15 protein-coding genes are annotated in these 18,870 nt (G+C 64.2%); 7 read left to right on the top strand and 8 right to left on the bottom strand.

Features of this window, described 5'->3' with window-relative positions; all coding sequences use genetic code 11:
• Window positions 1-22 precede the first annotated feature (22 nt).
• On the top strand, window positions 23-3,859 hold the full coding sequence (gene putA, locus ACK4FJ_RS16810; protein WP_409767887.1) for a trifunctional transcriptional regulator/proline dehydrogenase/L-glutamate gamma-semialdehyde dehydrogenase: 3,837 nt from the start codon (window positions 23-25) through the stop codon (window positions 3,857-3,859).
• On the opposite strand, the gene ACK4FJ_RS16805 is transcribed toward putA, so the two are convergent.
• Complete coding sequence (locus ACK4FJ_RS16805) at window positions 3,856-4,317, bottom strand: Lrp/AsnC family transcriptional regulator (RefSeq protein WP_409767886.1); 462 nt, start codon at window positions 4,315-4,317, stop codon at window positions 3,856-3,858. The genes putA and ACK4FJ_RS16805 overlap by 4 nt on opposite strands.
• 150 nt (window positions 4,318-4,467) lie before the next feature.
• On the opposite strand from ACK4FJ_RS16805, the gene ACK4FJ_RS16800 reads away from it, so the two are divergent.
• On the top strand, window positions 4,468-5,187 hold the full coding sequence (locus ACK4FJ_RS16800; protein ID WP_409767885.1) for an aspartate/glutamate racemase family protein: 720 nt from the start codon (window positions 4,468-4,470) through the stop codon (window positions 5,185-5,187).
• Window positions 5,188-5,194: 7 nt separating this feature from the next.
• Here the strand turns inward: ACK4FJ_RS16800 and ACK4FJ_RS16795 are convergent, their stop codons facing one another.
• On the bottom strand, window positions 5,195-5,539 hold the full coding sequence (locus ACK4FJ_RS16795) for a hypothetical protein (RefSeq protein WP_409767884.1): 345 nt from the start codon (window positions 5,537-5,539) through the stop codon (window positions 5,195-5,197).
• A 202-nt stretch (window positions 5,540-5,741) separates the two neighbouring features.
• Between ACK4FJ_RS16795 and ACK4FJ_RS16790 the strand changes: the two genes are divergently transcribed.
• The 3 genes from ACK4FJ_RS16790 to ACK4FJ_RS16780 are packed head-to-tail and all read left to right on the top strand — an operon-like array spanning window position 5,742 to window position 8,178.
• Window positions 5,742-7,106, top strand: coding sequence for a two-component system sensor histidine kinase NtrB (locus tag ACK4FJ_RS16790; RefSeq protein ID WP_409767883.1), 1,365 nt, complete (start codon window positions 5,742-5,744; stop codon window positions 7,104-7,106).
• Window positions 7,106-7,738 (top strand): response regulator transcription factor, encoded by a 633-nt coding sequence (locus ACK4FJ_RS16785; RefSeq protein ID WP_409767882.1) that lies wholly within the window; start codon window positions 7,106-7,108, stop codon window positions 7,736-7,738. The genes ACK4FJ_RS16790 and ACK4FJ_RS16785 overlap by 1 nt, the downstream gene beginning before the upstream one ends.
• A 47-nt stretch (window positions 7,739-7,785) precedes the next feature.
• Entirely contained in the window at window positions 7,786-8,178 is a 393-nt protein-coding gene (locus tag ACK4FJ_RS16780) for a response regulator transcription factor (protein ID WP_409767881.1), read from the top strand.
• A 150-nt stretch (window positions 8,179-8,328) separates the two neighbouring features.
• On the opposite strand, the gene ACK4FJ_RS16775 is transcribed toward ACK4FJ_RS16780, so the two are convergent.
• Entirely contained in the window at window positions 8,329-9,051 is a 723-nt protein-coding gene (locus ACK4FJ_RS16775) for a Crp/Fnr family transcriptional regulator (RefSeq protein ID WP_409767880.1), read from the bottom strand.
• Window positions 9,052-9,386: 335 nt separating this feature from the next.
• Here ACK4FJ_RS16775 and ggt point away from each other — a divergent pair, with 335 nt between their 5' ends.
• Together ggt and ACK4FJ_RS16765 are read left to right on the top strand one after the other, a co-directional pair.
• The gene (ggt, locus tag ACK4FJ_RS16770) at window positions 9,387-10,988 is read left to right on the top strand and encodes a gamma-glutamyltransferase (RefSeq protein ID WP_409767879.1); all 1,602 of its coding nucleotides are present in this window, start codon (window positions 9,387-9,389) and stop codon (window positions 10,986-10,988) included.
• Between the two features lie 174 nt (window positions 10,989-11,162).
• Window positions 11,163-13,049, top strand: a complete 1,887-nt coding sequence (locus ACK4FJ_RS16765) for a potassium transporter Kup (RefSeq protein ID WP_409767878.1) — start codon at window positions 11,163-11,165, stop codon at window positions 13,047-13,049.
• Here ACK4FJ_RS16765 and ACK4FJ_RS16760 read toward each other — a convergent pair whose 3' ends face one another.
• The 5 genes from ACK4FJ_RS16760 to ACK4FJ_RS16740 all read right to left on the bottom strand — a co-directional run bounded on the left by ACK4FJ_RS16760 (window position 13,050) and on the right by ACK4FJ_RS16740 (window position 18,861).
• Window positions 13,050-13,553 carry an isoprenylcysteine carboxyl methyltransferase family protein gene (locus ACK4FJ_RS16760; RefSeq protein WP_409767877.1) on the bottom strand — a complete coding sequence of 168 codons (504 nt, stop codon included), beginning with the start codon at window positions 13,551-13,553 and terminating at the stop codon, window positions 13,050-13,052.
• The gene (locus ACK4FJ_RS16755) at window positions 13,550-14,602 is read right to left on the bottom strand and encodes a type III polyketide synthase (protein WP_409767876.1); all 1,053 of its coding nucleotides are present in this window, start codon (window positions 14,600-14,602) and stop codon (window positions 13,550-13,552) included. The genes ACK4FJ_RS16760 and ACK4FJ_RS16755 overlap by 4 nt, the downstream gene beginning before the upstream one ends.
• 137 nt (window positions 14,603-14,739) lie before the next feature.
• Window positions 14,740-15,825, bottom strand: coding sequence for an alkene reductase (locus tag ACK4FJ_RS16750; protein WP_409767875.1), 1,086 nt, complete (start codon window positions 15,823-15,825; stop codon window positions 14,740-14,742).
• Between the two features lie 122 nt (window positions 15,826-15,947).
• On the bottom strand, window positions 15,948-17,339 hold the full coding sequence (hemN, locus tag ACK4FJ_RS16745; RefSeq protein WP_409767874.1) for an oxygen-independent coproporphyrinogen III oxidase: 1,392 nt from the start codon (window positions 17,337-17,339) through the stop codon (window positions 15,948-15,950).
• 244 nt (window positions 17,340-17,583) lie between these two features.
• Window positions 17,584-18,861, bottom strand: coding sequence for an FCSD flavin-binding domain-containing protein (locus ACK4FJ_RS16740; protein WP_409767873.1), 1,278 nt, complete (start codon window positions 18,859-18,861; stop codon window positions 17,584-17,586).
• Between the last annotated feature and the right edge of the window lie 9 nt (window positions 18,862-18,870).

The raw sequence follows: 18,870 nt of genomic DNA, 5'->3' as shown, positions 1-18,870 counted from the left end.
CGGCTGCACCGGGAGACAGTGCATGGCGACGACCACCATAGGGGTGAAGATCGACGACGACCTGAAAGCACGGCTGAAACAGGCCGCCGACGGGCTGGGCCGCACGCCCCACTGGGTGATCAAGCAGGCCCTGCTCACGGTGCTGGACCGCATCGAGCGCGGCCAGGATGTCAGCGACCTGCTGGGGCAGGCCCACCTGGACGGCGGTGCTGCCGAACCGGCCGAAATACAGGCCGATGCCCCGATCATGCCCTTCCTCGATTTCGCCCAGGGCATACAGCCGCAAAGCGTGCTGCGCGCCCGCATCACCGGTGCCTGGCGCCGGCCCGAGACGGAATGTCTGCCGTTGCTGATCGCCGAGGCCAGTCAGCCGCCTGCCGTGACGCAGGCAGCGCGCGATCTCGCCCGCAAGCTGGTCCAGGCCCTGCGCGGCAAGGCCCAGGGCGGGGGCGTCGAGGCCTTGATCCATGAATATGCACTGTCCAGCCAGGAAGGCGTGGCGCTGATGTGCCTGGCCGAAGCCTTGCTGCGTATCCCGGATCGCGCCACGCGCGATGCCCTGATCCGCGACAAGATCGGCGTCGGCGACTGGGAGGCACATCTGGGCCACAGCCCGTCGTTGTTCGTCAATGCCGCTACCTGGGGTTTGCTGATCACCGGCAAGCTGGCCTCAACCAGCAGCGGCAAGTCGCTGTCGAATGCGCTGACCAAGCTGATCGCCAGGGGCGGCGAACCGCTGATCCGCAAGGGCGTCGACATCGCCATGCGCATGATGGGCGAGCAGTTCGTAACGGGCCAGACCATCGCCGAGGCACTGGCCAACAGCCGCAAATGGGAAGCGTTGGGCTTCCGCTATTCCTACGACATGCTGGGCGAGGCGGCGACCACGGCCGCCGATGCCACACGGTATTACGCCGATTACGAACAGGCGATTCATGCCATCGGCCGCGCGGCAGCGAAACGCGGCATCTATGAAGGCCCGGGCATCTCGGTGAAACTCTCGGCGCTGCATCCGCGCTACAATCGCGCCAATATCGAGCGCGTGAAGACCGAACTGCTGCCGCGCCTGAAGGCATTGGCTCTGCTGGCGCGGCAATACGACATCGGGCTGAACATTGATGCCGAAGAGGCCGATCGGCTGGAAATCTCGCTCGACCTTCTGGAATCGCTTTGCTTCGATGCCGATCTGGCTGGCTGGAACGGCATCGGGTTCGTGGTGCAGGCCTATCAAAAACGTGCGCCCTTTGTGATCGACTGGCTGATCGACCTGGCGCGGCGCAGCCGTCACCACCTGATGATCCGCCTGGTGAAAGGTGCATACTGGGACAGCGAGATCAAACGCGCCCAGCTCGACGGGCTGGAGGACTTTCCCGTTTTCACCCGCAAGATTCACACCGACGTGTCGTATCTGGCCTGCGCGCGCAAGCTGCTGTCAGCACCCGATGCGGCCTATCCGCAATTCGCCACCCATAACGCCCATACGCTCGCCAGCATCCATGCCATGGCCGGCGCGAATTATTATCCAGGGCAATACGAATTCCAGTGCCTGCACGGCATGGGCGAGCCGCTGTATGAAGAAGTGGTGGGGCGCGGCAAGCTGAACCGGCCCTGCCGCATCTATGCGCCGGTCGGCACGCATGAAACCCTGCTGGCCTATCTGGTGCGGCGTCTGCTGGAAAACGGTGCCAATACCTCCTTCGTGAACCAGATCGCCAACAAGGACATTCCGGTCGATGCATTGATCGCAGATCCGGTGGAAGCCGCGCAGGCTATCCAGCCGGTCGGCGCGCCGCATCCGAAAATTGCCCTGCCGCGCGAAATGTTCAGTGATCGGCCGAATTCCGCCGGCGTGGATCTTGCCAACGAGCAGCGGCTGGCTTCGCTCTCGGCGGCGCTGTTGACCAGCAATGACGTCGTCTGGCACGCCGCGCCGCTGCTGGCCGATATGACGATGGAAGAGGGGCCAGCACTGCCCCTGCGCAATCCGGCCAACCATGCCGATATCGTTGGCCATGTGGTGACGGCCGTGCCGGATATGGTTGTGGCCGCCATCGACAGGGCGGTGGCGACTGCGCCGATCTGGCAGTCGACGCCGGCAAGTGAACGCGGCCAGGCACTGCTGCGTGCCGCCGACCTGCTGGAAAGCCGCATGCCGCAGCTGCTGGGCCTGATTGTGCGCGAGGCCGGCAAGACCCTGCCCAATGCTGTTGGCGAGGTGCGCGAGGCTGTCGATTTCCTGCGCTACTATGCAAATCAGGCCGCCGGCTTTGCCGCCGACAGTCATCGCCCGCTTGGCCCCGTGGCCTGCATCAGCCCGTGGAATTTTCCGCTCGCGATCTTCACTGGCCAGGTGGCGGCCGCGCTTGCCGCCGGCAACGTGGTGCTGGCGAAACCGGCGGAAGAAACGCCCCTGATCGCCATGCAGATGGTGCTGATTCTGCGCGAGGCGGGGGTGCCGCCCGGCGCGGTGCAATTGCTGCCCGGTGCCGGTGAAACCGGTGCAGCGCTGGTGGCCGATCCGCGCATCCGCGGCGTGATGTTCACGGGCTCCACTGACGTGGCGCGTTTTATCCAGCGACAGCTGGCGCAACGCCTCAATCCCGATGGCCGGCCGGTGCCTTTCATTGCCGAGACGGGCGGGCTGAATGCGATGATCGTCGATTCCTCCGCTTTGCCCGAACAGGTAGTAGGCGATGTTCTGGCCTCGGCCTTCGATTCCGCCGGCCAGCGCTGTTCGGCCCTGCGTGTCCTCTGCCTGCAGGAGGATATCGCTGACCGCGTGCTGGCCATGTTGAAAGGCGCGATGGCGGAACTTTGCATTGGTTTGCCTGATCGCCTGTCGGTCGATGTCGGTCCGGTGATCAGTGCCGAAGCCCGGCGCAACATCCAGGCCCATATCGATGCCATGCGCACGAAGGGCCGGCGCATCGAGCAACTACCGTTGCCACCCCAGGCCCGTCACGGTACTTTTGTGCCGCCGACCCTGATCGAACTGGAGGATATCGGCGAATTGCAGCGCGAGGTGTTCGGTCCGGTGCTGCATGTGGTGCGCTACCGCCGGCAGGACCTGGACGCCCTGATCGACCGCATCAATGCCAGCGGCTATGGCCTCACCTTCGGCCTGCACAGCCGCATCGATGAAACCATTGCGCATGTCACCCGGCGCATCGCGACGGGCAATCTCTATGTGAATCGCAACATCATCGGTGCCGTGGTGGGCGTGCAGCCTTTTGGCGGCCATGGCCTGTCGGGCACCGGACCGAAAGCCGGCGGGCCGCTCTATCTGCATCGCCTGCTGCAATCCGCGCCACCGACCGCCATCAAGGGCGAGGCGCCCGCCATCGCGCAACGATATGCCGGCTGGCTGCGCCAGCGCGGCGATGCGGGACTCGCGGATCGCTGCATGGCGATGGCGGTACAAAGTCCGGTGGGAGCGGCGGCGGAGCTGCCCGGCCCGGTGGGAGAGCGCAATCTCTATCTGCTGCTGCCGCGCGGCGTCGTGTTATGCGCGCCGCAGAGCGAAGCGGGCCTGAAGCTGCAGCTTGGGGCGGTCTTTGCCACAGGCAATCGTGTCTTGATCCGCAACGCCGCCGATTTTGCCGGGCTCCTCGACAGCCTGCCCGATGACCTGCGCCAGCAGATATCGGAACCTGCCACGCCGCCTTCGGCCGTGCTGTTCGAAGGCGACCGCGATGCCTTGCTGGCGCTTACCCGGCAACTGGCTGATGAGTCGGATATCGTGCTGCCGGTTTATGTCGCCGATCCGGACTACCCCCTGCATGGCCTGGTGGCGGAACGCAGCATCAGCACCAACACGGCCGCCGCCGGCGGCAATGCCAGCCTGATGAGTATCGGCTAGGCGTATTTCGTCGGGATCGCGGTGGTGAATTTCAATTCCTCCATGCTGATGAAGGAGGAGATGTCGGTGAAATCCAGCCGCGAGATGAGCTGCTTGTAGACGGCATCGTAGGTTTCGACATCCGGCACGGTGATGCGCAGCAGATAGTCGATATCCCCGGTCAGGCGATAGGCCTCGACGATCTCGGGGATGTCGGCGATGGCTTGGCGGAATTTCTCCAGCCACTCCATGGAATGGCGCGAGGTGCGCACGCTGACGAACACCGTGGTCGGCACTTTCGCCTTGCGCCGGTCCAGCAGGGCCACGCGCTTGGCGATCAGGCCGTCCTCCTCCAGCCGCCGGATGCGCCGCCAGCAGGCCGAGACCGAGAGTGCGCAGCGCTCAGCCAGTTCGGAGATGGGGATGGCAGCATCCTCTTGTAAAATATCGAGAATCTTCCGGTCGCGCGGTTCAAGCATGTTTCTGCCAGATATTCGAAAATAATTCGGTATTTCTCTATATAGCCGGAATTATTTCTCGCATTCTAGTCAATTGACGCCCAAGAATGCACGCATTTATCGCCCCTGTCCGGCTACTGTCAGCCGGATTTCGATTCCTTGAGGGGTGTCATGAAAACCATCGGCCTGATCGGCGGGATGAGCTGGGAAAGCACGGCGGTCTATTACCGCCAGATCAACGAAGCGGTGCGTCGCCGCCATGGCGGGCTGGCCTCGGCCGAGATCCTGCTGCGCTCGGTGGATTTCAGCCGCATCGTGGCCCTGCAGCAGGCCGGCCGCTGGGACCTCGCCGCCGACACGCTGGCGCAGATCGGGCGACAGCTCGCCGATGCTGGCGCCGATTGCCTGCTGATCTGCACCAACACCATGCACAAGGTAGCTGATGCGGTGGCAGAAAAGGCCGGCGTGCCGCTGATCCATATTGCCGACGTGGTGGGCCGCGCGCTGACCGATGCCGGCGCCAAACGTCCGCTGTTGCTCGCCACTCGCTACACGATGGAACAGGATTTTTATCGCGCCCGTCTGGCCGAACGGTTTGGCATCGAGGCGCTGGTGCCCGAGGCGACCGACCGTGGCCTGGTGCATGACGTGATCTTCGACGAGCTGTGCTGCGGCATTATCCGGTCGCAATCGCGCCAGGGTTATCTGGACGTGATCGAGCGCGGCCGTGCCGCCGGCGCCGATGCCGTTATCCTCGGCTGCACCGAGATCGGGTTGTTGATCGGGCCGCAGCATACCGACCTGCCGGTTTTCGATTCCACCCTGCTGCACTCGGAAGCCGCGGTGGATTTCGCCGATGGCCCGGTACAGCAGGTTCAGCGCGTCGCCTAGGTGGTCATTAGCGCCGGCATTCGGCCATGACGATCATGCGATCCGGCGCACCTTCGCGAGCTTTCAGGGCATAACGTTTTTCGCTGAGCAGGCGGAATTCCCCCGCGCTGACCCTGAAATCGAGGTTGGCGTCCGCCGCCATCACCGGATCGGGCGAACGGTCGATGATCGTTGTTCTGCGTCCGCGGCTGGCGGTCCGGGAAGCAGGAACCGGCTCCGTCGGATCGAGGCTGCGCCGGATCAGCGTCAGTTCGTTGACCGTGACGAATCCGTCACGATCCGCGTCGACCCGCGTGAACCAGGCATCGGCATCCGCCGGCCAGCATGGCCAGCAGAATGGCTGTGGCAACACCGCGCATCCGCCTCACCCCCATATGCATCTTTTTATCTGTAGGGGGATTCCACGCAATTGGCCAGAGCGGCGGACGGGTCGGTTTCCCTAAAAAAAGCTTGCAGATCAATGGCTCTCTCGGTTGTTATCGAGTAAACACGAATCTCGTTTTGAGATGTGGAGAATCAGCTCCACCAGCCAGCCGGAAGCCAGCCGTTTCAGAATGTCTCGCCTGCAGATTCCATTCATCATGATCGCCACGGCGGCGATCGGCCTCGGTCTCTCCTATATCGCATACCGCGAGACCGGAGAGGATGCCCGTTGGCCTGTGATTGGCCTGAGCGTGACGGTCGCGCTGCTGGGAATCTTCGCATGGCTGCAGCACCGGATAGGCATCGTGCAACGCGATGTGCAGGAGCACACGGCTGCGCTGGACAGCGAGGTGGCCAGGCGCGCGCGCAGCGAAGTCATCGAGCAGCAGGCCGCCGAACGTTTCCGCGCGCTGATTGACAGTGCGCATGACGCCATCATTGCCATCACGCCGGAAGGGCGGATCGAGGTCTTCAACCGCGCAGCCGAGCGCATCTTTGGCTATCGCGCCATGGAGGTGATCGGGCAGAACGTCAATATCCTGATGCCGCAGCCTTATCGCCGGGAGCATGACGGGTACCTGCATAACTACCATTCCACCGGCAAGGCCAAGATCATCGGCACCGGCCGCGAGGTGGAGGCGCAACACAAGAACGGTACGGTTTTTCCCATCGACCTGTCGATCGGTGAAATGCGCGGTGCCAATGGCAGCGCCGGCTTCATCGGCGTGATTCGCGACATCACCGAACGGCATCAGGCCGAGCGACGGGTGCGCGAGCTGACGGCTGAACTGGTGCATATCTCGCGCCTCAGTGCCATGGGACAGCTTTCATCCTCGCTGGCACATGAACTCAACCAGCCGCTGACCGCGATCATGAATTACGCGGAAGCCGCCCGGCAGATGATGGAAACCGCCGGCAGCGACGTACCGCCGCAGGTGCCGGAATTCATTGCCAAGGCAGTGGGGCAGGCGGAGCGGGCGGGACAGATCATCCGGCGCCTGCGCAGCTTTGTCGAGAAGGGCCCGGTGGAGCGCAATCCGGAGGACCTGAATCGCTTGGTAATCGAGGCCAGCAATCTGGCCACCATCGGTGCCAAGGTCGACGCCATCCAGGTGCGCTTTGATCTCGATAACAGCCTTGGTCCGGTTGAGATTGACAAGATCCAGATCCAGCAGGTGGTGGTGAACCTGGTGCGCAACGCCGTCGAGGCCCTGCGTGAATCGAGCCGCCGCGAACTGACGATCCGCACATTCGCCGATGATGATCATCAGGAGGTCGTCGTCGCCGATACCGGACCCGGCATCGGGCCGGAAATCGCTGCCGGCCTGTTCAAGCCCTTCGTTACCAGCAAGAAGGATGGCATGGGTATCGGCCTGTCGATCAGCCATTCGATCATCGAATCCCATGGCGGTCGGCTCTGGGCCGAACCGAACCCCGATGGCGGCAGCATTTTCCGTTTCCGCCTGCCGGTGAAGGCCATCGAGACACAAGCATAATGACCAAGCCGATTGTTTTTATCGTCGACGATGACGAATTCGTCCGTGATTCCCTTGCTGCCCTGCTGATGGCCAAGGGCATGGAGGCGGTGGCCTTCGCCTCGGCCGAGGCCTTCCTGCTCGGGTATCGGCCGGTGGCCAGCGGCTGTGCCATCATCGACATGCGTATGCCCGGCATGGACGGCATCGCCCTGCTGGAGCATCTGCGTGCCGGCAACATCAGCCTGCCGGTGATTGTGGTGACCGGCCATGGCGATGTTGCCCTGGCCGTGCGCGCCATGAAGGCGGGAGCCGCAGACTTCATCGAGAAGCCTTATAGCAATGCCGCCATCCTGGAGGCCGTGACGCGCACGCTGCAAACCGCGCCAGCCGGCCTGCTGTCCGATGTGGACGCCGCCGATGCGCGTGCCCGGATCGCCAGCCTCACCGGCCGCGAACGCGACATCCTGCAACAGCTGATCATTGGCAATCCAAACAAGGTGATCGCCTTTCAGTTGAACATTAGCCCCCGCACGGTGGAAATCCATCGCGCCAACCTGATGAAGAAAATGGCGGCCGACAGCCTCTCGCACCTGATCCGGATGGCCCTGGCCGCCGGCTTCCCCGGCAGCGATCCGGCGGATGCTAGGTAATCTTCCTTAATTGTAATGCAGGGCCGGACCGGTATCCTCTGATCATCATGGAATCCCGGTCCGAAATCCCGATCCAAGAGCCTCTGATCTACGTCGTCGACGATGACGATGTCGTTCGTGACTCGCTCAAGGCACTGCTGCAGGTGCGGCGTTATGTCGTGCGGGATTTCGAATCCGGCGAACGGTTCCTGGCGGCCGATCCGGATCTGTCGCACTGCTGCCTGATTCTCGATGTTCATATGCCCAACATGACCGGAATCCAGCTGATGCAGGCCATGCGCGACCGGGGCAATGTGCCGGCTACCATCCTGATCACCGGCAAGCGCGATGCCATCCTGCAGAACCAGGCATCCGAACTGGGTGCGCTGGCCCTGCTCGACAAGCCGCTATCGCATGTCACCCTGTTCCAGACCATCGAACAGGCCTTGGCCCCGCATTAAGCCGGCCCACGCCGAGTTCGTCGCCTACCAGGCCCTCCGAGGCTGCGCCCGACCCGGTCGCAGCTTTTTTTGTGTTTCGCTGGTGCGGATAAAAAAATGCGGCAGCGCCAAGCGCTGCCGCATGTGAACCAGGCCGAGTTGGGAGGGGGCTCAGTCGCCCGCCAGGTCTTCCAGGCCATCCGGATTCAGGATCGCCACTTCGTTGCTGCCGCGCAGGTCGATCAGCTTTTGCCGGCGCAACTGGGTCACTACGCGGCTGACCGTTTCGATGGTCAGGCCCAGATGGTCGGCGATGTCCACGCGCGGCATGGCCAGGGCCACATGGCGGCTGTTGGCGCCGGCTTCGCGGCGGATCATGGTAAGCAGGAAGGTGGCCAGCCGCTCGGCCGCCGTCTTGCGGCTCAGCGTCATCAGCAGCTCGTTGGCGGCGTTGAACTGGCGGCAGAGCAGGCGGAACATCTGTCGGCCGGCCTGTGGATCGGCTTCCAGCACGGCGTCGAAACGGCGGCGCGGATAGCGGATCAGGGCGCAATCGCTCAGGGCCTCAAGGGAATAGCTGTAATCGCCCAGGTCGGCGAAACCGAAGAAGTCGCCTTTCATCAGGAAGCTAGCAATATGGCGGCGGCCATCGGGCAGCAGCCGCGAGACCCGCAGGGTGCCGTCCACCACCTTGTAGACGTAATCGGCCGGCGATCCGGCAGCGCAGACTTCCTCGCCGCGTACCGCGGCGACAGGCGTGCCGATCCGGTGCAGTTCGGTGGCTATGCCGGGCAGGAGAGGAATAACGCCCGCATCCACCTTGTGTGGCAGCGGTACGGCTGACCGGGCACGAGACAGGTCGCTGTGCTGCTGAACTGCGTGTGCTATGGCCATCGTGATATCCCCCGCCAGTTTGCGTTGACGCAAAAGACCTACAGGAATCGCGGCCGTCGGATAATCCCGGTCTTCTACCTAAGGGGAACTACCTATTCCTTGCGCCGGGATGGCCCTATCATTACGGAATTATTATCGGCCGGGTGAGCGGAATGGACCTGCACACAGCATTTAAGCATGGAATCGTGGTTCTAGCCGCCGCAATTCTGCTGCCGTTTTTTGTGCAGCGCACAGCAGCCCAGCCCCAACCAAGAATCCCCCCTGCATACGAAAGTATCGCACCAGAGGCACAGACCGGCCGGACCGAGAAATCCGCCGTCATTGCCGACCAGCACATGGTCTCAGCGGCCAATCCGCTGGCCGCCCAAGCCGGCGCACAGATCATGGCCGAAGGCGGGTCCGCCGTGGACGCGGCCATCGCCACGGCGCTGGTGCTCAATCTGGTCGAGCCGCAATCCTCTGGAATTGGCGGCGGCGGTTTTATACTGGTCTGGGATGCGGCGGCAAAAAAGCTGCGTGCCTTCGACGGCCGCGAGACCGCACCGGCCGGCGTCGACCGCAACCTGTTTTATGATGCCGCCGGCAAGAAGAAACCCTTCCTCGATGCCGTGGTGGGCGGTGCTTCGGTGGGCGTGCCCGGCCTGCTACGCATGTTCGAACTGGCCCACCGTGAATATGGCCGGCTGCCTTGGGCAAGGCTGTTTGATCCCGCCATCCGCATGGCCGAGCAGGGCTTTGCCATATCGCCGCGGCTGCATGCTCTTCTGGAGCGGGATTCCCGCCTGCGCGACAATGCGGCGGCACGCGATCTGTTCTATCAGGCCGATGGCAGCCCGAAGCCCGTCGGGAGTCTGCTGGTGAACAGGGCGCTGGCGGAAACTTTGCGGCGGGTCGCGAGAGACGGCGCGTCGGCTTTTTATACCGGCGATATCGCGGCCGACATCGTGGCAGCCGTGCGGGCTGCGCCCAATCCCGGCGCCGTCAGCATGGCCGACCTTGCCGGTTATCGCGCCACCGAGCGCGATCCTTCCTGCATCGCCTATCGCATTTATCGCGTCTGCACCATGCCGCCGCCATCTTCCAGCATCGCGATGCTGCAGATGCTGGGCATGCTGGCGCAGTTCGATCTGCCAAGGCTGCAGCCTGCCGGCCCCGAGGCCATCGACATCATCGCCCAGGCCAGCCGCCTGGCCTATGCCGACCGCGATTTCTATATCGGTGACCCCGACCATGTGCGCCTGCCGACCGGCCTGCTCGACCGGGGCTACCTGCGCGACCGCGCAACGCTGATCCGTCCGGGGCAGGCGGCGCCGCAGCCGGCAACACCCGGCGAGCCGCCGCAGCGCGAAGGCAGGCTGTATGGCCGCGACACGGCGCCGGAACTGCCATCCACCAGCCATGTCTCGGTGGTGGATGCGCAACGCAATGCCGTGTCGATGACCGTCACCATCGAGAATGTGTTCGGCTCGCGCCAGATGGTGCGCGGCTTTCTGCTCAACAACCAGCTCACCGATTTCTCCGCCGATGCCGTCAGCAATGGCCGTCCGGTCGCCAACCGCATCGAACCCGGCAAACGCCCGCGCAGTTCGATGACGCCCGTGGTGGCTTTCGATGCCGATGGTTCGCTGCGTCTGGTGGTTGGTTCGCCCGGCGGCAGTCGCATCATTGGCTATGTGGCCCGCACGGTGATCGGCGTGCTGGACTGGCAGATGGATATCCAGCAAGCCATCGTGCAACCGCATTTCCTCGACCGCAATGCCGGCCTCGAACTGGAAGCCGGCACGCCGCTGGCCGGTCTGGCCGACGAGATGCGGGCACGCGGCCACAAGGTGAGTGTCGGCGAACTGGGCAGCGGATTGCAGGGAATCGAAGTCCGGTCCGGCCGGCTGATCGGCGGCGCCGATCCGCGGCGGGAGGGAGTCGCTATCGGCCGTTGAGGCTATTGCAGATACGCTCAAGCTATTGATTATGCCAGCATTCCAGCCCTGCAAAAAATTCAGGGCTGCTCCCGCTTGTCAAAATGTGGGGAACGGGATCAGAGTTCCGCCCGCGCCATCGCGGACAGACCGCCAGACGAACCGGCGCAGGATAAGCATCCCCCAGAGGCTATCGTGACAATTCACAGGACGTCTGCCGGCGCGGCCCATGGCTCGTCGCTCGGCAGGTTGACTCTCGGCGCCATCGGCGTGGTCTATGGCGACATCGGCACCAGCCCGCTTTATGCCATGAAGGAAAGCTTCTTCGGTCCGCATCCGCTGGCCACCGATCAGGCGCATGTCTTCGGCATCCTGTCGCTGGTCTTCTGGTCGGTGATGCTGGTCGTATCGTTCAAATACGTGATTTTTATCCTGCGGGCCGACAACAAGGGCGAGGGCGGCAGCTTGGCACTGCTGGCTCTGGTCGACCGCGTCACCCAGGGCACGCGTCTGTCAGGCCTGGTGGCTATCCTCGGTATTTTCGCCGCCGCGCTGTTTTATGGTGACAGCATGATCACGCCGGCAATTTCCGTGCTCAGCGCGGTGGAGGGCCTGGAACTGGCCACGCCGCATCTTTCTCATGCTGTCGAACCGATCACGCTGGTGATCCTGCTGGCGCTGTTCCTGTTCCAGCGCCGCGGCACCGCGCGAGTCGGCCTGCTGTTCGGCCCGATCATGGTGCTGTGGTTCCTGGCGCTGACGGCCATGGGCATCATGGGAATCGTGCGTCAGCCCGACGTGCTGCTGGCGCTCAATCCCTATTATGCCGTGCAGTTCTTCATTCTCGATGGCTGGACGGCTTTTCTCGCACTCGGCTCCGTCGTGCTGGCTGTCACCGGCGCCGAGGCTTTGTATGCCGATATGGGCCATTTCGGCCGCCGGCCGATCCGCCTGGCCTGGTTCGGTTTCGTATTGCCCGCGCTGCTGCTGAATTATTTCGGCCAGGGCGCGCTGCTGATGGAAAATGGCCCGGTCGACAATCCCTTCTTCGCGCTCGCGCCGGCCTGGGCCCTGATGCCGATGATCGTGCTGGCGACGCTGGCCACCGTGATCGCCTCGCAAGCAGTGATCACTGGCGCTTTCTCGGTGACCCAGCAGGCCATTCTGCTCGGCTTCCTGCCGCGTCTGCGCGTGCTGCACACCTCGTCCGACGAACGCGGCCAGATCTACATGCCCTTCATCAACTGGTCGCTGGCTTTCTTCGTCGCGCTGCTGGTGCTGGGTTTCCACTCCTCCAGCAATCTGGCCTCGGCCTATGGCATCGCGGTCACCGGCACGATGCTGATCGTGACGCTGATGTTCGCCATCCTGATGTTCAAGCAATGGCAGGGCAACCGGCTGCTGATGGGCTTCCTAGTGGCGGTCTTCCTGCTGGTCGATACGGTCTACTTCTTGGCCAATGCGGTGAAGATTCCTCATGGCGGCTGGTTCCCGCTGGTCACCGGCCTGCTGATCTTCACCTTGCTGGTGACCTGGAAGCGCGGCCGCAGCCTGCTGTTCGAACGCCTGCGTAGCGAGGCCCTGCCGGTTGACCTGTTCCTGAAATCCGGGGCGAAATCGGCCCATCACGTCTCCGGCACGGCGGTTTACATGACCGGCACCGCTGACGGCATTCCCCATGCGATGATGCACAACATGAAGCACAACAAGGTGCTGCATGAACGCAACCTGCTTCTCACCGTGGTGATCGCCGACCGGCCCTATGTGTCGCGCAAGGAACGCCTGGAAGTGCACGATCTGGGCCAGGGCTTCTGGCGCATCTCGGTGCATTACGGCTTCATGGAATATCCCGATGTGCCGGCGGCGCTGCGGCTGGGCGAGAAGCACGGACTGCCTTTCGTGCCATTCGAGACATCGTATTTCCTCAGCCGCGAAACCATCATCCCCAGCGCGCGGCCGGGCATGATGCCGTGGCGCGAGGTTCTGTTCGCCTGGATGTCGCGCAACGCCAACACGGCGATGGAATTCTTCAGCCTGCCCACCGACCGCGTGGTGGAAGTCGGCAGCCAGATCGAGATCTGATCAGGGCAGGCCGGCGCGGGTCTGCAGGGCGGTTTCCTCGATGCGGATGCGGTGACGCAGCAGAGCTGCGTTGAGCAGGCTCCAGATCACGGCCACCGGCCAGGCGCCGAAGGCCAGCGGCAGGCAGGCGATTTCGGCCGTCACCACCCAGTAATTCGGGTGGCGGAGAAAACGGAAGGGGCCATGCCGCACCAGCGGTGCGCCCTCCAGGGTGATGATGCGCGTGGTCCAGTAGGGTCCCAGCGTGGCGATCACCCAGACGCGGCCGAGTTGCAGCAGCGCGAACAGTCCGAGCAGCGGCCAGTTCGGCGTGGTATCGGCCGGCACGGTCAGGGCGATGGCAATCAGCCAGGAGGCATGCAGCAATACGAACAGCGGATAATGCCGTGCGCCATGCTCCTGAGCACCGCGTGCCAACAGGCGTCTGGTATTGCGCGAAGCCCAGGCCAGTTCCGCCAGCCTTTGCAGCACAACGAAGGCCAGCACCCAGTAGAGCACCGTCATGGCAGGTCCATCAGCAGCATGGCGGCCGTGAAGCCGGGGCCCAGTGCGGTCAGCAGGTGCCGGCCATGGGCACCCCGCTTCAGCGTTTCTTTCAGCACGAACAGCACGGTCACCGACGACATGTTGCCATGCCCGCGCAGAACGTCACGGGCTTCCGTCATTGCCCGTGGCGGCAAACCGAAACAGGCTTCCAGGGCATCGATCACCTTGGCGCCGCCGGGATGGCAGACATAACCGGCGATATCGTCCAGCCCCAGGCCCTGCCGCGCGAGGAAACCGTCCACCACCGGCCGCAGGTCGTTGCGCACCAGATCGGGAATGCTGCCCGAGAACACGACTTTCAGCCCGTCATCCAGCACATCCCATCCCATCACGCCCAGACTGTCGGGCCAGGTATGCTCGGCGCTGGCGCCGATGGCCGGACCGCCAGCATGTTCGGGTCGGCAACTGACGATGGCCGCCGCCGCGCCGTCGCCAAACAGGGCGGTGGCGATGATGTTGCTTTTCGAACGGTCCTGCTGACGGAAGGTGAGGCCGCAGAGTTCGACAGCCAGCAGCATCACGCGCGCATCCGGCATGGCGCGCGCCAGCGCTGCAGCACGCGAGAGTCCCAGCACGCCACCGGCGCAGCCCAGGCCAAAGATCGGCAGGCGCTGTACGTCAGGGCGGAAATCCAGCCGCTGCATCACGCGGGCATCCAGACTTGGCGTGGCAATGCCCGACGAGCAGATCGTCATCAGCATGTCGATGTCGTGGGGTTGCAGCCCGGCCTGATCGAGCGCCTTGCGTGCCGCCTCGGCCAGCAGGGCGGTGGCATGATCGAGGAACAATGCGTTGCGTTCGGCGAAACTATGCTGGTCGGTGTACCAGTCGATCGGCACGCAGGAATGCCGGTGTTCGATCTCGGCATTGCGGTAGACCGGGGTCAGACGCTGGAAGTCGCTCACCATCGGCGCGAAGATTGCGCCGGCTCGGCTGGCGACCTCCTCCTGGTCCAGATCGAATCGCGGCACGGCGCTGGACAGGGAAACCAGATGGGGCTGAAGCATTGCGAAACCTCGGGAACACACTATCCGAGCGTAACGCGGGGATCGGTAGAATGCTCCATCAATCCCGGCACGATCACGGCGAAATGAAAATCCGGCCGGGGATGACCGGCCGGATTTCGCTGACGTCAGCCTGACGATTACTCGGCGGCTTCCAGCACCGGATAATCGGTATATCCCTTGGCGCCGCCGCCATAGAGCGTGGCGCGATCGAGCGGGCTGAGCGGCGCATTGCGACGCAGGCGCTCCACCAGGTCGGGGTTGCTGATGAACGGCCGGCCGAAGGCGACCAGGTCGGCACGCTGCTCGGCCAGAACCTGCTGCGCGGTTTCCAGCGTGTAACCGTTATTCACGATCCATGTGTTGCGGAAGCGCTTGCGCAGGGCCTCGTAGTCGAAGCCGGCGCCGAAATTGCGGTCGCCGCCGGTGGCGCCCTCGATCACATGGATATAGACGAGGTTCAGCTTGTCGAGCTGTTCCACCACATAATTGAACACCGGCTGCGGATTGCTGTCGCTGGCGTCGTTCGCCGGCGTCACCGGCGACAGGCGGATGCCGGTGCGTTCGGCGCCGATCTCGGCCACGATGGCTGCCGTCACCTCCAGCATCAGGCGCGCGCGGTTTTCGATGCTGCCGCCGTAGTCGTCCGTGCGCTTGTTGGTGCCGTCGCGCAGGAACTGATCGAGCAGATAGCCGTTGGCGCCGTGGATCTCCACGCCATCGCAACCGGCTTTGATCGCGTTCGCCGCACCCTTGCGATAGGCCTCGACGATGCCGGGCAGTTCCTCCAGCCGCAGGGCGCGCGGCTCGGAAACCTCGGTGAAGGTTCCGTTCACGAAGGTCTTGGAATTGGCCCGGATCGCCGATGGCGCCACCGGCGCCTGTCCGTTGGGCTGCAGCGAGACATGGCTGATGCGGCCGACATGCCAGAGCTGCAGGAAGATCTTGCCGCCGCGCGCATGCACCGCATCGGTCACCTGTTTCCACGCCGCCACCTGGGCATCGCTGTGGATGCCGGGCGTATCCTGATAACCCTGGCCTTCCGGGCAGACCTGCGTCGCCTCGGCCACGATCAGGCCGGCACCGGCGCGCTGGGCATAATATTCGGCGGTCAGTGCGGTGGGCACGTTGCCGGCAGCGGCGCGGTTGCGCGTCAGCGGCGCCATCACGATGCGGTTGGCCAGCGTCAACTGGCCCATGCGGTAGGGATCGAACAATCCGGTCATGTGAAAATCCGTTGAGTGGGAGGAGCGGATGAATTATCCGCCCTCTACAGAAAGGGTAGCGCGGTCAAAAAACAAGGCCAGCCGCCGTGGCCGCCATCACGCGATCAGGCGCCATCACGCGATCAGGCGGCAGCGTGACGCGGCGGGGCGGAGGCGGCCTGCTGCTGCTGCAGGTAGCTGTCGAACGCCGCACAGACCTGGCGCACCAGAGCGCGGCCGGCTTCCTCGATCACCACACGGTAACCATCGCGATGCACGACGCCATGCTGTTCCAGCAGGGCCAGGCGCGGCAGATCGGCATCGAAGATGCCCGGTTCTATGCCATGCTGGGCCGCCATCTCGGCCAGATCGACCGTCAGGTGGCACATCAGTTCCTCGATCACGGCGCGACGCAGGATGTCTTCCTCGCTCACCGCCCGCATGCGCGCCACCGGCAGGTCGCCGTTATGCACCGCCTGCCGCCAGGAGGCGACCGAGGCGACATTCTGTGCATAACCCTGCGGCGTGGTGCTGATCGCCGATGGGCCGAACCCCAGCAGCACTTCACCGACCGCCGTGGTGTAGCCCTGGAAATTGCGATGCAGTTCGCCGTTCACGGCATGCTGCGCCAGCCTGTCGTCGGGGTGGGCGAAATGATCCATGCCCACGCGGCAGAAGCCGTTCTCCACCAGCACCTGTGCCGCTGCCGCTTCCTGGGCGAACCGGGCCGCGGTATCGGGCAGGCTGGCCGTGTCGATGCGGGCCTGATGCGCCTTCATCCATGGCACATGGGCATAGCCGAACAGCGCCACGCGATCCGGCTTCAGCATCAGGCTCTGCTGCACGGTGGCGACCACGTTCTCCACCGTCTGGCGCGGCAGGCCATAGATCAGGTCGAGATTGAGGGATTCGATGCCGGCTTCGCGCAGCATGTCTACCGTGCGCGCCACCATGTCCAGCGGCTGGCGCCGGTTGATCGCCGCCTGCACGCTTTCGTCCAGGCTCTGCACGCCCAGGCTGGTGCGGTTGATGCCCAGAGCCTTCAGGCCGGGGATCAGGTCGGCCTCGAAGCGGCGCGGATCGAGTTCGATGGCGATCTCGGCGCCCGGCTCCGGCGTGAAATGGTGATACAGCTTCTCGGCCACGCGTTGCAGCCCGTCGCCGCCCAGGATGCTTGGCGTGCCGCCACCGAAATGCAGGCCGGTCAGGCGCGGCCGCGAGGGCAGGTAGGGCAGGGTCAGGTCGATCTCGCGCAGCAGCAGCTGCAGGAAACGCTCCAGCGTGTCGTCGTTCTTCACCACCTGGGTATGGCAGCCGCAATACCAGCACATCTGCCGGCAGAAGGGCACATGCACATACAGGTTGAAGGCGCTGTCGTCGGGCAGTTCGCCCAGCCAGCCGCGCCAGACGCGGTCGTTATCCACGGCCTGGAAATGCGGCGCGGTGGGATAGGAGGTATAGCGCGGCACCGGGCCGATCTGGGCGGCCAGCGCGGCCAGCATGGCTGTGGGCAGGGCTGTGGCGGAATCAGTCATGGCGCCACTGGAGCATGGCGCCGGCCAGGGCGCTTTGACCTAGCGCAACCGGAGGGGATGCCGCCCCTTAAATATTTGATCGATGACAGTTTTGCGGCGCCCTACGGGCTGTGACCATGGTCACAGCCATCCATGGGCCTGCCATGGGATAAAAACCAGGTCAGCGTCGAGGGATGACCCTCGTGTTCCCAACTGAACCCCCGGAGCTTCGTGCTCCGGGGGTTTTTTGGTGCGCAGATAGGTTTCAGCCGAACGTATCGGCGATGATGCCGGCATACCAGCCGGCGGTATGCTCGGCTTCCGCCTTGCGCTGGGCCGCGTTGGTCTGCATGGGCGAAACGCCGCCGGCATTCGGCACGGCCGCCACGCCATTCGGGCCGGGGCGGTAGGTGTCGGTGACCGAGATGCCATAGTCCGGCGTCACCAGGCTGTAGCAGGTGTTGTGGAACACCGCCGCTGGCGGCGTGGTGCCGCGCAGGGACGACACGATATTGGCGGCCACCACCTTGGCCTGGCTGTTGGCCGCGGTGCCCGATTTCGGCATCGCGCCGGCAATCGAGGCATCGCCCAGCACATAGACGTCGCGCGCCTTCTTGGATGCGAAGCTGGCCGGATCGACGGCGCACCAGCCATTCGCTTCGGCCAGGCCGGCATCGATGGCGATCCTGCCGGCGGTTTGCGGCGGGATGATATTGATCACCGCGCCTTTCTCCTTGCCGAAGCCGGCCGTCACCGTCATGCCCTTGGGGTCGACGCTTTCGATCTTGCCGCCATCCTTGCCGGCGATCCAGGTGATCATGCCCGGATACTGGCTTTCCCAGCCCGAGACGAAGAGGCCCTGTTTCGAGAAGGCATCCTTGGCATCCAGGACCAGGATCTTGGATTTCGGCTTATGGGTCTTCAGGTACCAGGCGATCATGCTGACCCGCTCGTAGGGACCGGGCGGGCAGCGGAACGGATTGGCCGGCGGGGCCACGATCACCGTGCCGCCATCGGCCATGCTTTCGAGCTGCTTGCGCAGCAGCAGGGTCTGCGGTCCGGCTTTCCAGGCATGCGGCATCACCGTATTGGCAGCCTGCTCGCTCCAGCCCGGCACGCCGGCATAATTCAGCTCGATGCCCGGTGCCACCACCAGGCGGTCGTAGTTGACCTGCGCGCCGTCCTTCAGGCGCACGCGCTTGGCATTGGTGTCGACGGCCGAAGCTTCGCCGCGCAGGATCTTCACGCCATAACGCTGCTGCAGCGGATCGCGGCGGTGGGTGATGTCGTCGATCTGCTTGATGCCACCCAGCACATAGTTCGAGAAGGGGCAGGTGACATAGCTGGGATCGCGTTCGATCAGCGTCACCTCCGTGTTGGGCGAGAACAGCTTGATGTAGCGCGCGGTGGTGGCGCCGCCGAAGCCGCCGCCGATCACGACGACGCGGCCGGCGCTTTGTGCGCGGGCGATATGGGGCAGGCCGAACATGGCCGCAGACGCGGCGCCGGCGGCGAGCAGGTGGCGGCGGGAGATATGGGTCATGGCTGGTCC

Origin of the sequence: Ferrovibrio sp. (assembly GCF_046297595.1) — a bacterium.
Lineage (GTDB): Bacteria > Pseudomonadota > Alphaproteobacteria > Ferrovibrionales > Ferrovibrionaceae > Ferrovibrio.
The sequence above is the reverse complement of the archived record's forward strand: the minus strand, read 5'-3'. Positions and strand labels throughout refer to the sequence as shown.